Here is a 15,265-nt window from a genome sequence, read left to right as displayed (position 1 = left end):
CTGCTTTTCTTATGCATTTTTCCTTTCTCTTCTAACAGGCATGAGTGCTTTTTCTACTGTTTGCGCATTTTTTTCTGTGATTTCTGCTTTTCTTGGTATCGGTGGATATAAATCGTCAGGGTCGAACCATGTTGATGGAAGGGTGACAGGCGATTGCTTATTCCATGCCCGAATCCACTCCTTAGGAAGGTCAGCTGGCGGTGTGACGCCTTTCATCTCAAGCCAAATGCGGCTCCACGCTCTTGGGACCACGCGCCAAATATCATATCCGCCTCCGCCAACAGCGATCCATTTGCCTTCACAATATTGATGAGCAAGCTCATGGGCAAGTCTGGGAATTTCCTCATATATTTTCATGGTGGCAGATAAATGGGTTAAAGGATCGTAATAGTGAGCATCCGCTCCGTTTTGCGTCAAAATCACGTCTGGTTTAAAAAAAGCAGCTATCTCAGTCACTGCTGTTCGGTATGCTTCGAGGAACGATTCGTCTTCTGTAAATGCATCGAGCGGAATATTATACGCATAGCCATAGCCTTTATCATGGCCTCTTTCCTGTACTTGTCCAGTTCCAGGGAACAAGTAGCGACCCGTTTCATGAATGGAGACAGTACATACCTCTGGATCGTCATAGAAGCTAAACTGTACACCATCTCCGTGATGAGCATCCGTATCAATATATAAAATCCTTGCGCCATATGTCTTTTGAATATATTGAATGGCCACAGAGCTGTCATTATAAATACAAAAGCCAGATGCACGTCCTTTAAATCCGTGGTGAAGCCCGCCGCCAAGGTTGAGCGCATGCTGCGAATGACCCAGCATCACTTGATCAACCGCTGTTAATGTCCCACCAACAAGAAGAGAAGCCGCCTCATGCATACCTGCAAACATCGGTGTATCCTCCGTGCCAAGGCCGTAGCGTTCACCCTCTGCTGTAGACAGCTTTCCTTCACTTGCCCGCTGCACAGCTTGAATATAATCTGTCGTATGGACGAGCTTTAATTCCTCCAGCGTAGCCATACGCGGTGCGATGATCTCATCATCCGTTAACGCCTTCATTTTTTGAAGAAGATCGTATGTTAAGTAGACACGAAGCTGATTGAAGGGGTGATCTTGATGAAACTGGTACGTTTGAAAAGATGGTGAAAAAACAAAGGTCGCTTCCTTCATTTGACCGTCTGCTCCATAGGCCAGAGCACCTTGTAGCCTTTTGCCCGAATCAGCTTCGTCACATGATCTGCATGAATGGTTTGAAGGCGGAATACGAGCACTTTAGAGGCTTCATTTGCATGCGGGTACACAAGCACACTCAGCATTTGAATATGCTGCTCCTTTAAAATAGCCGTAATGTCTGCGAGCCCTTCTGTCATCTGCTTCACTTCAACCTCTAAGTGTGACCCAGGCTGATCTGCACCTGTCAGTCTGACAAACGTACGAAGTAAATCTGTCTTTGTGATAATGCCTACAAGCTTACCGCGTCTCACCACTGGAAGGCAGCCAATTCCATGCTCAAAAAAGACACTCGAAATCTCCTCAACGAAATCAAGCGGATGGGCGGTGATTGTCTCTAGCACCATGATCTCTTCTACCGGCCGCTGAATAAAAAGCTGCCTTTTTTCTGTTTCGAAAATACTTGGACTGGCATTTTTAATATCCCGATCTGTCACCATCCCAATGACAGAATCTTGATCAGATACGATGGGAATATGCCGAATGTGATGTGCACTCATTTTTTGAATGGCTTCTTCGATCGTATCGGTTTTTCGCAGCGTGATCACATCACGCTCCATAATTTGTTCAATCATCATTGTTTACCAATCCCCTTTGCCAAAAAAACGAATTGAACGTTAATACATAAAGCGCTGATGGAAGCGAAGACGATCAAAACGCTCGATCGAATCAGGACTCACGTTTTTTCCGATTCTCGCCATTAAACAATTGGCTGGATGTGAGCTGATCTCTGGCTCGTCTGTTGCAAACCAGACAAGACCACCTGCGTTCATCATTTTCTCCATCATTTTACGGTACTCCCAAACGTTTTTCTTTGTCCCCTTTAAATCCCAATGCCAGTAATATTCAGTTGTAATAATGATGTAGTTCTCCATTTGCTCATCCATCATGCTCACATCAAGTAAATGCTTGCCGAGCGAGCATCCTCTAAATGGAGGAGCGACTTCAATCGCGCCAAGCTCGATTAAATTGTCCATCTTGCCCTCTGACCAGCGCTCAAGCGGATCAGGATACAAATACGTGACATAGCCTACGACAAGCTCATCCACTCTTGCAATGATAATACGTCCTTCTGGAAGATCTGCTATTTCAACAAGTGCTTGTTTCTGCTCCTCAGGCGTGCGAAATGCCGTTAGTCCTTCATGAAACGTATAGTTCGCAAGCTCTGATGCAGGTACCGGTCCTTCAATCAGGATAGAACCTGTTTCTCGCTCAATTGTTTTTGAATAATAAGTTTTAGGATGCTCCACGTATCCACCGCCTCAAATTCTAGTGAGTCGTCTCTATTTTAGCTTAAATCTTGAAGAAATTAAAACGGTTTCACCATAAGTTTTTTAAAAATTGAGAAAAAAAGTCATCTATACTATAATGGTCATTGTAAACGTATGCAAAGGGGGACTGTTTGATGAAAGTGGAAACGCTACCATCAGTAAAAGGAGACTATCATTTAAATGATTATGAGCAGGCATACAAAGAATTTTCATGGGAGGAAGCGAGAAAAAACTTCTCCTGGTATGAAACAGGAAAAATAAATGCAGCCTATGAAGCAATTGACAGACATGCGGACTCGTTTCGTAAGAACAAGGTGGCGCTTCATTACAAAGATTCACAGCGGGATGAAAAGTATACGTTCAGGGATATGAAAATCAACACAAACAAAGCGGGAAATCTATTCAGAGAAAAGGCGCATGTGCAAAAAGGGGATCGCGTGTTTATCTTTATGCCAAGATCACCTGAGCTCTATTTTCTTCTGCTTGGTGCTGTCAAAATTGGTGCGATCGTTGGCCCGTTATTTGAGGCATTTATGGAAGGCGCCGTCAAAGACCGTTTAGAAAATAGCGAGGCGAAGGTCATTGTGACAACGCCGGATCTGCTTGAGCGTATTCCGTTTGCAGAGCTTCCGAAGCTTGAATCTGTCATCATTGTCGGCGGTGAAAAGGAAGACATCGGTGGTGTGCGGACAATTCACTACGAAGAGGCATTTCAGGAGGCAGTAAAGGAACTTGAAGTAGAATGGATGGATGAAAAAGACGGTTTCCTACTTCATTACACGTCAGGGTCAACTGGTACGCCAAAAGGTGTGCTGCATGTCCATGGCGCGATGGTGCAGCAAGACCAGACCGGTAAATGGGTGCTTGACCTGAAAGAAGATGACGTCTACTGGTGTACAGCTGATCCAGGCTGGGTAACAGGGACAGTGTACGGTATTTTTTCACCATGGTTAAATGGGGCAACGAATGTCATCTTAGGTGGCCGGTTTAATCCTGATACGTGGTATGAAACGATTGAATCACTTGGTGTGACCGTTTGGTACAGTGCACCGACAGCCTTCAGAATGCTGATGGGGGCAGGGGACGACCTCATTCAAAAATATGACCTCAGCTCGCTCCGTCATGTCTTAAGTGTAGGAGAGCCTCTCAATCCGGAAGTGATCCGCTGGGGAGACGCTGTATTTGGCAAACGAATTCACGATACTTGGTGGATGACGGAAACTGGTGCACAGCTGATTTGTAATTATCCATGCATGGACATCAAACCAGGCTCGATGGGGAAACCAATTCCAGGCGTAGAAGCCGCGATTGTGGATAATGCCGGAAATGAACTTCCACCATACCGGATGGGCAACCTTGCGATCAAAAAGGGCTGGCCGTCCATGATGCATACGATCTGGAACAATCCTGAAAAATATGAATCTTACTTTATGCCGGGAGATTGGTATGTTTCAGGAGATTCAGCATATATGGACGAAGACGGATACTTTTGGTTCCAGGGACGTGTCGACGATGTCATCATGACGTCAGGAGAGCGGGTCGGTCCATTTGAGGTGGAAAGTAAACTGGTTGAACATCCGGCCATTGCAGAGGCTGGTGTCATTGGAAAACCAGATCCGGTACGTGGTGAAATTATCAAAGCATTCATTGCTCTCAGGAGCGGATACGAGCCGACAGATGAGCTGAAAGAAGAGATTCGTACGTTTGTGAAAAAGGGGCTTGCTGCACATGCGGCACCAAGAGAAATCGAGTTTAAAGACAAACTGCCAAAAACGCGAAGCGGAAAAATTATGAGACGTGTGCTAAAGGCGTGGGAGCTGAATTTACCTGCTGGCGACCTTTCGACAATGGAAGATTAATCTCCTTCGTCAGTTGACTTGATATCAAAAGTATGTTAAAAATGACTTTAGTTGAATACGAAAAGGTTTTGACTGAGATTCAGTAGAATCATCTTTCCCTGTCCAAGAGAGCTGACGGCTGGTGCGAGTCAGTACAAAGAGATATTCGAATTACCCTCACGAACCGCTTTTACGAAAAGGAGCATGAATGCTGCCTCATTAGTGAAAGAACGGATCTGTCCGTTATCAGTGTAAGTGAAAAGACGTGATATTTTGTCTTTTAAGCAGGGTGGTACCGCGATATATATCGTCCCTTCGTTCATTCGAAGGGGCGTTTTTTATGTTGAATTGTAAAAAAAGGAGATTTGGATATGAGTCAATTGATGGAAGATTTATCGTTCAGAGGATTAATTCAGCAGCAAACAGATGAAGAAGGTTTAACAAAATTATTAGCAGAAGAAAAAATCAAGCTGTACTCCGGCTTCGATCCGACAGCTGACAGCTTGCACATTGGTCATCTATTGCCCATTTTAACATTGCGCAGATTCCAAGAAGCAGGGCATCACCCGATTGCCCTTGTTGGCGGCGCAACTGGACTGATCGGAGATCCTAGCTTCAAAAAAGCAGAGCGTTCACTAAACCCGGCAGAAATCGTGGAACAGTGGTCAGAGAAAATCAAAGGCCAGCTGTCTCAATTTCTTGATTTTGAAGCAGGCGAGAACCCAGCCGTCATCGTCAATAACTATGACTGGATCAGCCAAATGAATGTCATCACGTTCCTTCGTGATATTGGAAAGAACTTCGGTGTGAACTTCATGCTGGCAAAAGATATCGTCAGCTCACGTATCGAGACAGGTATTTCGTACACAGAGTTCAGCTACGTGATTTTGCAATCGTTAGACTTCTTAAACCTTTACAAAAATGAAAACTGTAAGCTGCAAATCGGTGGTAGTGACCAGTGGGGAAATATTACATCTGGACTTGAGTTGATCCGCAAGTCTGAGGCAGAAGGCGCAAAAGCATTTGGTCTCACGATGCCGCTTGTCACAAAAGCAGACGGCACGAAGTTTGGTAAAACAGAAGGCGGCGCAATCTGGTTAGATAAAGAAAAAACGTCACCTTATGAATTCTACCAATTCTGGATCAACACAGATGACCGTGACGTCGTGAAATACTTAAAATACTTTACGTTCTTATCAAAAGAAGAGATCGCATCTTACGAAGAAAAAGTGCAAACAGCACCTGAAAAACGTGAAGCGCAGCGCCGTTTAGCAGAAGAAGTGACAGCGCTTGTACATGGCCGTGAATCACTAGAACAGGCTGTGAACATCTCAAATGCACTATTTAAAGGCGAGATCAAATCTCTTTCAGCTGAAGAAGTCAAAGTAGGCTTTAAGGATGTTCCATCAATGGAGAAAAGCAGCACAGAAGAATTAACACTAGTCGATATCCTTGTGGAATCAAAGCTGTCTCCATCAAAGCGTCAAGCACGTGAAGATATCACAAATGGTGCGGTCTACATCAACGGAGAGAGACAAACCGATAAAGACTATGTTCTTTCAGCTGAAGACCGAATTGAAAACCAATTCACTGTTTTAAGAAGAGGGAAAAAGAAATACTTCCTTGTGAATTACAAGTAAGAATGATGTGCAGCCGGCTGAGAGAACCGGCTGCTTTTTTTTATGCCAATTGAGTCATGGAGGCTGTCACATAGACCAACAGACTGTAAGAGAAACGAATGTCTAGTCTTTTGGCATTGGCTCATGAGAAAGTCAAAGGTGCTTTTTCATTATTTATTTCTTGTGAAAATATCGGACAAACAGTGCCTTGTTCACTTTTCTGTCATATTTTTGTTGTTTAAAATAGAGTCGAACAAGATAAATAAGGGGGAATGAAAGTGTCATTTTTGATGAAAAGGAGTTTGCAGATTCTCGTTGCATTTGCATTGGTGGTTGGTTCAATGGTTTTCGTCCAGCCGAAAGAGGTCAAAGCGGCTGAGCATAATCCGGTTGTGATGGTCCATGGCATGGGTGGTGCCTCTTACAACTTCGCGGCGATCAAAAGATACCTGGTGTCACAGGGCTGGGACCGAAACCAATTATATGCAATTGATTTCATAGACAAAACAGGCAATAACCTTAATAATGGACCGCGTCTATCTAGATACGTCAAAGATGTGCTAGCCAAAACGGGCGCCAAAAAAGTAGATATTGTGGCGCATAGCATGGGTGGAGCCAACACGTTATACTATATTAAGAACCTAGACGGCGGAGATAAAATTGAAAATGTCGTCACACTAGGTGGAGCGAATGGACTCGTTTCACTCAGAGCATTACCAGGCACCGATCCAAATCAAAAAATTCTTTACACATCCGTCTATAGCTCAGCCGATCTCATCGTCGTCAACAGCCTCTCCCGCTTAATTGGCGCAAGGAACGTCCTTATCCACGGAGTTGGACATATCGGTCTATTAGCCTCAAGCCAAGTCAAAGGCTATATTAAAGAAGGACTGAACGGCGGGGGACAGAATACGAATTAATTTAAAATAGCCAGCTACCATTCATGGAAGCTGGCTTTCTGTATTTTACAAGTAGATTTAATCATGAAGAAACATGGAGTACCTATTGATGAAGTTCTATTCGTGTGAATACTTGAAATGATTGTCGATGAAATCAGACTATGGTACGATGAATGTATATGTTATAAAGTAATTCGTACGAATTACTAAATGAGGGCGGGATATGAAGCTTGAACAAATCATAACGATCAAAATGGGAAAAAACCAATCAAGAAGAAATGAAAAAGCCGACAATAGCTTATCTGCATATTCTTATGAAGATTTAATGAAAGATTTAGATGGCGCTTATTTAGACTCCATTGTAAATGAAAAAGAAAGCACATTATTAACGGTTGATCCGTACTTAACAAATGTTTGTGATGTTGTCTTCAGCTTTGTTAGTTCGATTGCAGGGATTGTCAGTATTGAGACTCAAGGTAAAGTCATGAACCAAAACTTTGCCAAGCTGATCATAGAAACTGAAGAACTAGATAAGCAGTATTTATGTTATGTTTTAAATGAATCTCAATTTATGAAAAAACAAATGGCGATTTCTATGCAAGGAAGTACGGTTCCAAAACTAACACCAGGGATTTTTCGTGCGTTAGAAGTGCATCTTCCTTCTATTGAAAAACAACAAATGATAGGAAGAGCCTATTTTCATTTTAGAAAGCGTCAAGCGCTTATGAAGAAACAAGCAAAATTAGAAGAACAACTATTTTTAGAAGTATTAAAACAACATGATCAATAAAGAAAAGTGAGGAAATAACGATGGCTGACTTACATACAACATTATTTAGTGCCGCAGATGACCTTAGAAGCAAAATGGATGCTTCAGAGTATAAAAACTATTTATTAGGATTGATCTTCTATAAATATTTATCTGATCGATTATTAGAAAAAGTGGTCGAAGTTGCAGATGAATCACTGGAAGAATATGACACGCAGGATAAACAAGCGCAATTATACAAAGAGTTGTTATCAGATGAGGATATTCAAAAAGACTTAATTGAAACATTAGTCGATACGATAGGGTATGATATCGAACCAACGTATTTATTTAGTGAGTTAGCGAGTCAGGCAAAACAGAATATCTTTCAGTTGAATGATTTGAATAAAGCATTCATTGATTTATCGACGAAATATCTTCAATTTAGTGGCTTGTTTGATGATGTGGATTTGAAATCGAAAAAACTGGGGTCAGATGATCAACAGAGAAATATCACCATTACAGAGGTATTGAAAAAATTAAATGATGTTGATGTCATTGGTCATAATGGAGATGTCATTGGGGATGCTTATGAATATTTAATCAGTCAATTTGCCTCGGAAGCAGGGAAAAAAGCCGGCGAATTCTATACACCACATGAGGTCTCTATCATGATGGCACGTATTGTGGCAATGGGGCAAGAGGAGAAAAAATTATTCAGCGTGTATGACCCTACTATGGGTTCTGGTTCTTTAATGTTAAATGTTCGTAATTACATTAAGTATCCAGAAAGTGTGAAATATCATGGGCAAGAACTGAATACGACAACTTTTAATTTAGCAAAAATGAACTTAACTCTGCACGGTGTCGATTACGAGGACATGCGCTTGCGTAACGGGGATACACTAAATAAAGACTGGCCAACCGATGAGCCATATACATTTGATTCAGTTCTAATGAATCCGCCATATTCAGCCAAATGGTCAGCAGACGATACATTTTTAGATGATTCACGTTTTAATCGCTATGGAAAGTTGGCACCGAAATCAAAAGCGGACTTTGCTTTTCTTTTGCATGGCTTATATCATTTAAAAGATTCTGGAACTATGGCGATTGTCCTGCCACATGGAGTTCTTTTTAGAGGCGCAGCTGAAGGTGTCATCCGTAAGAAATTACTAGAAGATGGACACATTGATGCGGTGATCGGTTTACCAGCAAACTTATTCTTTGGTACAAGCATTCCAACCACTGTCATCATTTTAAAGAAAAACCGTACAACGCGTGATGTACTATTTATCGATGCAAGTAAAGAATTTACCAAAGGAAAAAATCAAAACAAATTATCAACTGATAACATTGATAAAGTAGTAGAGACATATCAAAAACGAGAAGATGTAGAAAAGTATGCACATGTGGCAAGCTTTGAAGAGATTAAAGAGAATGATTTCAACTTAAATATTCCAAGATATGTCGATACATTCGAAGAAGAAGAACCTGTCGATATGGCTGCCATAGGAGCAAAAATTCAAGAGATTCGAAAAGAAAAAGAAGAACTAGAGTCTAATTTATATGACATGATTTCTTCCATGCAGTTTGATGAAGAAGACGCAGAATGGATGAAAGGTGCATTAGAGGTGTTTAAACGTGGGAAGTAAGAGCGTGCCGGAAGTTAGGTTTAAAGGGTTTAGTGGGGAATGGGACGAATGTAAAATTGTTGACGTGTTGAATATAAACTCGGGCAGGGATTATAAACATTTAAAAAAAGGAGATATCCCAGTTTATGGTACTGGTGGGTATATGCATAGTGTTAATGATAAGTTATCAGATGATGATGCTATTGGAATTGGAAGGAAAGGTACTATAAATAAACCGCAGTTGTTATTAGCACCTTTTTGGACGGTAGATACTTTGTTTTATATGACAGTTAAAGGGAAAAATGATTTGTATTTTCTGTACTCACTAGCTAATAGAATTGATTGGAAGAAGTACGATGAATCAACTGGGGTACCTAGCTTATCAAAAAATAGTATTTATAAAATCTCTATTAATGTGCCCCTATTAAGGGAACAAACACAAATCGGCAACTTCTTCAAACAACTAGACGAAACAATTGCTTTTCAACAACAAGAACTAGACACCTTAAAACAAACGAAACAAGGATTCCTACAAAAAATGTTTCCAAAAGAAGGAGAATCCGTACCGGAAATTCGTTTTTCTGGGTTTAGTGGGGAGTGGGAAGCCAAGTGTTTAGGAGAGATCTCCGAATCTTATTCTGGTGGTACACCAAGTGTAGATAATAAAACTTTTTATGGTGGAGACATTCCTTTTATTAGGTCGGCAGAGATTAATTCAAAAACAACTGAAATATATATCACTGAAGAAGGATTTAATAGCTCATCAACCAAAATGGTTAGGGTAGGAGATATTCTTTATGCTTTATATGGTGCTACAAGTGGTGAAGTAGGGATTTCTAAAATAAACGGTGCAATAAATCAGGCTGTGTTAGCAATTAAGCCTAAAAGAGGTTACGATTCATATTTCCTTACCCAGTGGCTTAAAAAACAAAAAAGCTCAATTATTAATACATATCTCCAAGGTGGGCAAGGTAATCTCTCTGGTTCTATTGTTAAGAAATTGATTCTGAAAATACCTTTTGATGAAAAGGAACAAACCGAAATCGGTCACTTCTTCAAACAACTAGACAAAACAATCGCTCTACACGAACAAGAACTAGATATCTTAAAACAAACCAAAAAAGCCTTTTTACAAAAGATGTTTGTCTAAGCAAAAGGGGGAAATAAGATGATTAAGATTGAACATAGAGATGAATCAGAAATAGAACGTCAGTTAATTGACGTACTTGGTGAAGAGAGTAATCAATGGAACTATCGTCCAGATCTAAAATCAGAAGCCGACTTATGGCAGAACTTACGAAAGATCATCACACAAAACAACTTATCAGAAATTGGGGAGCATCCGATTTCTGATAAGGAATTTGATAAGATTAAAACGGAAATTTTAAATAAAACGAAAACACCTTTTGATGCAGCAAGGTGGCTAAAAGGTGAAAATGGGATTGCTCGCATTACAATTGAACGAGATGATGTGTCCCTAGGTTCGATGTCACTCGTTCTTTATTCAAATCATGATATCGGTGGGGGCATTTCTACATATGAAGTCGTTCATCAAATTGCGAAAAAAAGAGAGAATATTGACGAACGTGACAGGCGTTTTGATGTGACGTTATTAATCAATGGGTTACCCATTGTGCAAATTGAATTAAAAAAGGTTACGGCAAAAGATGGTGTGTTTCAAGCATACAATCAAGTGAAGAAGTATGCAGAGGAAGGGCTATTTCGTAATAATATTTTTTCCACTCTTCAGTTATTTGTCATTTCAAATGAACAAACGACTCGTTATTTTGCCAATGCTCTGCCAAAAGATATGCATAAGAAGTTTGTTTTTAGTTGGCGGACAAAAGATAACCGAAAAGTGAACAACCTCTATGAATTTGTGAAACAAGTACTCAGAATTCCAAATGCACATCGACTGATCGCTCAATATACTGTTGTGAGTGAAGAAAATGATCAAAAAGCGTTAATGGTTTTACATCCATATCAAATACACGCAATTGAAGCATTGTTTACGGCGGCGATGAAACATGAATCTGGATATGTATGGCATGCAACAGGATCAGGGAAGACATTAACGAGTTTCGTTGCAACCAAATTATTAGCAAGGAAACCTGGCGTTGACCGGACGATTATGCTCATTGATCGAAAAGATTTAGACAATCAAACAACGACAGAATTCACAAGGTTTGCGTCTGAATTTAATACAGGTATCTCTTCAGGTAAGGCAAAGTCTAATAGTTTAATTGTTGGAACTGGCAGTGCAAAAGAACTGAGTGAGACATTATTAGCGGATGCCAATTCAAATACCATTATTATTACGACTCGTCAGAAACTAGAGAATGCTATCAATTATGCAAAAAAACAAGAAGAGCAGGATGGTAAGAACCGATTTCAAAAACTGATCGGTCAACATATTGTCTTTGTCGTTGATGAATGCCATCGAGCATTAAGTGCCGAGGGCATGGAGTCTGTGAAAAAAACGTTCCCTAATTCTACTTGGTTTGGTTTTACTGGAACACCTATTTTTGATGTTAATAAAAAACAACCAAAAGGTCAGTTAGCACGTACGACTCGTGATCAATACGGTGAAGAGCTTCATACATATACGATTAAAAACGCCTTGGATGATGGTGCAGTTCTAGGATTCCAAGTAGAACATGAAGATACGATTGAACCAAACTCTCTTAGCAATCATATCTTTTCTCGGCTTCGTCAAAATGACAAATACGCTCATCTTAATGATGATGAATTAAATACGTATATTGATCAAATGGATGGGATGGAGAAGGAATCCCATTTGCCATCCACTATCTATGAAAGTGAAGAGCATATTCAAAAGGTCATCCATAAGATGTTTCGACCGGATAATGCTTATACAAAGTTTGATTTCAAAAACGGACGACCGCAAAAGTCCGCTATTTTGACAACAAACTCTATTGCGATGGCCAAACGATATTATGATGCGATAAAAAGGATGACGAAAGATCCTGATTGGATGGCAAAAGAGTTTGAAGGTCATCCTATTCGTAAAGGGCGAACGATAGAGGATAAGGATTTTCCTAGAATCGCGATCACCTACTCATTAAATGATAATGAAGAAACTTCAAAACTAGATCAAGAAGATATGATAAACATCATCAAAGACTATAATCAATCCTATGATACCGCTTGGTCGATTCAAGATATTGAGCGGTATAATGGGGACATTAACAACAGATTAGCCCGAAAAAAAGCGGAGTTTAAACAATTTGGCAAGCATATAGATTTAGTGATTGTGGTTGATCGCCTTTTAACTGGCTTTGATGCGCCGACCATACAAACTCTTTTTGTGGATCGACTCTTAGAGTATGCGGGTTTAATTCAAGCTTTCTCGCGAACAAATCGTACATATCCTGGTAAAACAAAAGGGCTGATCATGACGTTTAGAAAGCCGTGGACGATGGAGTGGAATGTAGAGGAAGCGACCAAGACATACTCTAACGAACAGGAAGAAACGAATCTTGTGTACCCAACTTATGAAGAATCATTGAAACGATTTAAAAAGGCACATAAAACCTTAAAGTCACTTGATATCAATCTTTCTGAATTGGACGAGCATTCGCCAGTAGAGGAACGTGTTGAATTTGTTAAAGCATTCCAAGAGCTGAGTAATGCTTATGAAGCTCTCGTGACGTATGACAATTACAACGATGATATGGAAGCATCGAAAGCCTTGCGAGAACAAGTGATGACGATCGAAGAAAATATCGGTATATACAATACAATCAAAGGCTCACTAGTAGAAGAAGGGACGAAAGAGAAAGAAGAGGAAACACCCAACTTCTCGGATATTGAATTTTATGGTGAGAATTCTGTTAAGCTATACGACATTGACTCTGCCTTTATTGATCAACTGTTAGGAAATTACTCTGCCAATAATCATGATATTCGTCAAGAAATCGAAAAGGCACTTCAAAAATTGAAAAAAGCTGAAGTGGTAAAAGAGGTGTATCGAGCGATCCTCAATGAAATGGACAATAAACAGGTGAATCCAGATGAAGATATATTAGTGGTCAAACGAACATTCTTTACAAAAAAGAAAAATTCCCATATTAAAGAATTTGCTGAAACGTGGTTCGTGGATGAGAACGAACTCCATTTATCATCTATTCAATATATGATAGGAACTGATCCTATTCCGAATATTGGGAACATCATTGATAGTAAACAATTTGATCAATATAAAGCAATTCATCCAGATGCTAAACCATTAAAATACGGACCTGAAATGAAACGAGCGTGGAGAACATTGTTAGATGAAGTGATTGTTCCTTTGGATGATGAATTAAGATAATCTCGATAAGGAGTTTAAATTGACGCAACAACTTAAACAATATTTCTTAGGATACTTTCTCTATTTTCCCTGTTCATTTTTCATCATCTATAGGTAATCTCTAACATCATAGCCAGTGGGTGGTTTGTCTTTTTGATGCAAAATCAGACAAAACATCAGTAAAAGCATGTACAAATCGACCACTATTCCTTACACTACATGTAGTGAACGAGAATCTTTGGAGGTGGGCGTTTGTGCAAACGAATCAAAAGGCTTTGATTATGGTAGATGTACAAAAGGCATTCGAGCATGAAAAATGGGGAGAACGAAATAACCTAGATGCAGAGAAGAATATCAGTCGTTTATTGACGTTTTGGAGAAAAAAAGGCTGGACAGTCATTCATATTCAGCATACATCGGATCAACCGCACTCCTTATTTCATCCAGCAAATGAAGGGCACTCCTTCAAAGATATCGCCAAACCGCTAGATGAAGAAATGGTGTTACAAAAGAAAGTTAACAGCAGCTTTATAGGTACAAACTTAGAGGAACAACTAAGATCAAACGAGATCGACACAGTTGTGATTGCAGGATTAACAACACCGCACTGCGTATCTACCACAACAAGAATGAGCGGGAATCTAGGCTTTGACACGTATCTCATTTCAGATGCAACCGCCGCCTTTGGACTAACAGATCAAACCGGTACATATTATGATCCCGAAACGATTCATCGGCTGTCGCTTGCCACACTGCATGATGAATTTGCGACTGTCATGACAACCGAGCAGCTCATCACAAATTGGGCAGAACATAAATGAACGATTGAAAGCTCCTAGAAAGATGTCTAGGAGCTTTTTCGTCATACTAAGCATGTGTATCCAGCGATTGTTTTCGTTGCTCAATACCTGAGTATACGAAATCAATTCCAATAAATAAAAAACTGACAAAGAAGGATAAAATCAATGTACCATACTCCCAAATGGAGACGTTCACTATTTTCATATTGAGCACAAACTTAACTGAGAAATGCACAACGATCCATGAGAGTAGAAATTCTATTATAAACTCGACCCATTTGGGGAATCTTAGCAAGGAGGAAATTCCTTTACCAATGAATGCTAAAAAGATCGACCAAAAAAGAATAATCCCACTGACCAATAAAGAGAAGATCAACAATGAAAAAAATGAATCATAGGTGATATATTCCCCAAAAAGAAAGTTCACTCCTAATGAAACGATATAAAGTACGGTACTTGGAATGATCATTACAAAACTAAGCGAAAAAAAGATGAGTAAAATGAGGAGAACCCCTATGATAGCTCCAGGCGGTTCATCGACAACCTTTGTTTTTCTCGTTATCGCGTAGATAACAATTGAAATGAGCAGAAGTACTAATATAAATGAGATGATCGACAAATTGTTTTTCCCTACCTTTTCCTTTCGTCATTGTTTTAAAAATTTTTAACACATGTAATTATAAGGAAAAAATGAAAAAGGGTAAAGGATAATCGCAGTTCTCTTTTTCTTTTGGCGGGATAAGGTGTTCGCTCTTAAAGAAGTAACCCAAACAAAAAACCCTAGACCACCTTGAACAATCAAGGGGACTGACCCCATAAGATGAGACAAATAAAAAACACCTTCAAGTTTGAAAACGGATCGTTGTTATCCGAAATAAGACGTGGAGGTGTTTTTTCTATGGGGACAAGAGTGA

At 39.9% G+C, this 15,265-nt stretch carries 12 protein-coding genes and 1 other annotated feature; of the genes, 8 read left to right on the top strand and 4 right to left on the bottom strand.

Going from position 1 to position 15,265, the window contains the following annotated elements; translation table 11 throughout:
- Positions 1–9: 9 nt before the first annotated feature.
- The 3 genes from ACSLGF_RS12920 to ACSLGF_RS12910 are packed head-to-tail and all read right to left on the bottom strand — an operon-like array spanning position 10 to position 2,480.
- Positions 10–1,170: an acetoin utilization protein AcuC gene (locus ACSLGF_RS12920; RefSeq protein WP_327924854.1), complete on the bottom strand. Its 1,161-nt coding sequence runs from the start codon at positions 1,168–1,170 to the stop codon at positions 10–12.
- Positions 1,167–1,808, bottom strand: a complete 642-nt coding sequence (locus ACSLGF_RS12915) for a CBS and ACT domain-containing protein (RefSeq protein ID WP_256498923.1) — start codon at positions 1,806–1,808, stop codon at positions 1,167–1,169. Before ACSLGF_RS12915 ends, ACSLGF_RS12920 begins: the two co-directional genes overlap by 4 nt.
- A gap of 39 nt (positions 1,809–1,847) precedes the next feature.
- A complete protein-coding gene (locus tag ACSLGF_RS12910) occupies positions 1,848–2,480 on the bottom strand; it encodes a GNAT family N-acetyltransferase (protein WP_256498922.1) in 633 nt (210 codons plus the stop codon).
- A 155-nt stretch (positions 2,481–2,635) separates the two neighbouring features.
- On the opposite strand from ACSLGF_RS12910, the gene acsA reads away from it, so the two are divergent.
- The 8 genes from acsA (at position 2,636) to ACSLGF_RS12870 (ending at position 14,372) form a co-directional block, all read left to right on the top strand.
- Positions 2,636–4,360, top strand: coding sequence for an acetate--CoA ligase (gene acsA / locus ACSLGF_RS12905; RefSeq protein ID WP_256498921.1), 1,725 nt, complete (start codon positions 2,636–2,638; stop codon positions 4,358–4,360).
- Between the two features lie 59 nt (positions 4,361–4,419).
- Positions 4,420–4,657 (top strand) — a binding site (T-box leader).
- A 53-nt stretch (positions 4,658–4,710) separates the two neighbouring features.
- Positions 4,711–5,979, top strand: a complete 1,269-nt coding sequence (gene tyrS / locus ACSLGF_RS12900) for a tyrosine--tRNA ligase (RefSeq protein ID WP_256498920.1) — start codon at positions 4,711–4,713, stop codon at positions 5,977–5,979.
- 320 nt (positions 5,980–6,299) lie between these two features.
- Entirely contained in the window at positions 6,300–6,878 is a 579-nt protein-coding gene (locus ACSLGF_RS12895) for an esterase/lipase family protein (RefSeq protein WP_371930241.1), read from the top strand.
- 202 nt (positions 6,879–7,080) lie between these two features.
- Positions 7,081–7,647, top strand: coding sequence for a restriction endonuclease subunit S (locus tag ACSLGF_RS12890; RefSeq protein WP_256498918.1), 567 nt, complete (start codon positions 7,081–7,083; stop codon positions 7,645–7,647).
- A gap of 20 nt (positions 7,648–7,667) precedes the next feature.
- Entirely contained in the window at positions 7,668–9,260 is a 1,593-nt protein-coding gene (locus tag ACSLGF_RS12885; protein ID WP_256498917.1) for a type I restriction-modification system subunit M, read from the top strand.
- Complete coding sequence (locus tag ACSLGF_RS12880; protein WP_456006027.1) at positions 9,250–10,389, top strand: restriction endonuclease subunit S; 1,140 nt, start codon at positions 9,250–9,252, stop codon at positions 10,387–10,389. The genes ACSLGF_RS12885 and ACSLGF_RS12880 overlap by 11 nt, the downstream gene beginning before the upstream one ends.
- 18 nt (positions 10,390–10,407) lie before the next feature.
- Positions 10,408–13,572, top strand: a complete 3,165-nt coding sequence (locus ACSLGF_RS12875; RefSeq protein ID WP_456006024.1) for a type I restriction endonuclease subunit R — start codon at positions 10,408–10,410, stop codon at positions 13,570–13,572.
- 233 nt (positions 13,573–13,805) lie between these two features.
- On the top strand, positions 13,806–14,372 hold the full coding sequence (locus tag ACSLGF_RS12870; protein WP_456006021.1) for a cysteine hydrolase family protein: 567 nt from the start codon (positions 13,806–13,808) through the stop codon (positions 14,370–14,372).
- 46 nt (positions 14,373–14,418) lie between these two features.
- On the opposite strand, the gene ACSLGF_RS12865 is transcribed toward ACSLGF_RS12870, so the two are convergent.
- Positions 14,419–14,970, bottom strand: a complete 552-nt coding sequence (locus ACSLGF_RS12865; protein ID WP_456006019.1) for a hypothetical protein — start codon at positions 14,968–14,970, stop codon at positions 14,419–14,421.
- Positions 14,971–15,265 lie beyond the last annotated feature (295 nt).

The sequence above is a fragment of the Bacillus sp. A015 genome, from assembly GCF_053851875.1.
Note: the sequence above shows the minus strand (reverse complement) of the source record. Positions and strands in the feature narration are given on the sequence as shown.

Bases quoted from the DNA above. Each gene is read 5' to 3' on its own strand.
- ACSLGF_RS12890 (WP_256498918.1), top strand. From the start codon at position 7,081: ATGAAGCTTGAACAAATCATAACGATCAAAATGGGAAAAAACCAATCA.
- tyrS (WP_256498920.1), top strand. From the start codon at position 4,711: ATGAGTCAATTGATGGAAGATTTATCGTTCAGAGGATTAATTCAGCAG.
- ACSLGF_RS12885 (WP_256498917.1), top strand. From the start codon at position 7,668: ATGGCTGACTTACATACAACATTATTTAGTGCCGCAGATGACCTTAGA.
- ACSLGF_RS12915 (WP_256498923.1), bottom strand. From the start codon at position 1,808: ATGATGATTGAACAAATTATGGAGCGTGATGTGATCACGCTGCGAAAA.
- ACSLGF_RS12920 (WP_327924854.1), bottom strand. From the start codon at position 1,170: ATGAAGGAAGCGACCTTTGTTTTTTCACCATCTTTTCAAACGTACCAG.
- acsA (WP_256498921.1), top strand. From the start codon at position 2,636: ATGAAAGTGGAAACGCTACCATCAGTAAAAGGAGACTATCATTTAAAT.
- ACSLGF_RS12895 (WP_371930241.1), top strand. From the start codon at position 6,300: ATGGTTTTCGTCCAGCCGAAAGAGGTCAAAGCGGCTGAGCATAATCCG.
- ACSLGF_RS12875 (WP_456006024.1), top strand. From the start codon at position 10,408: ATGATTAAGATTGAACATAGAGATGAATCAGAAATAGAACGTCAGTTA.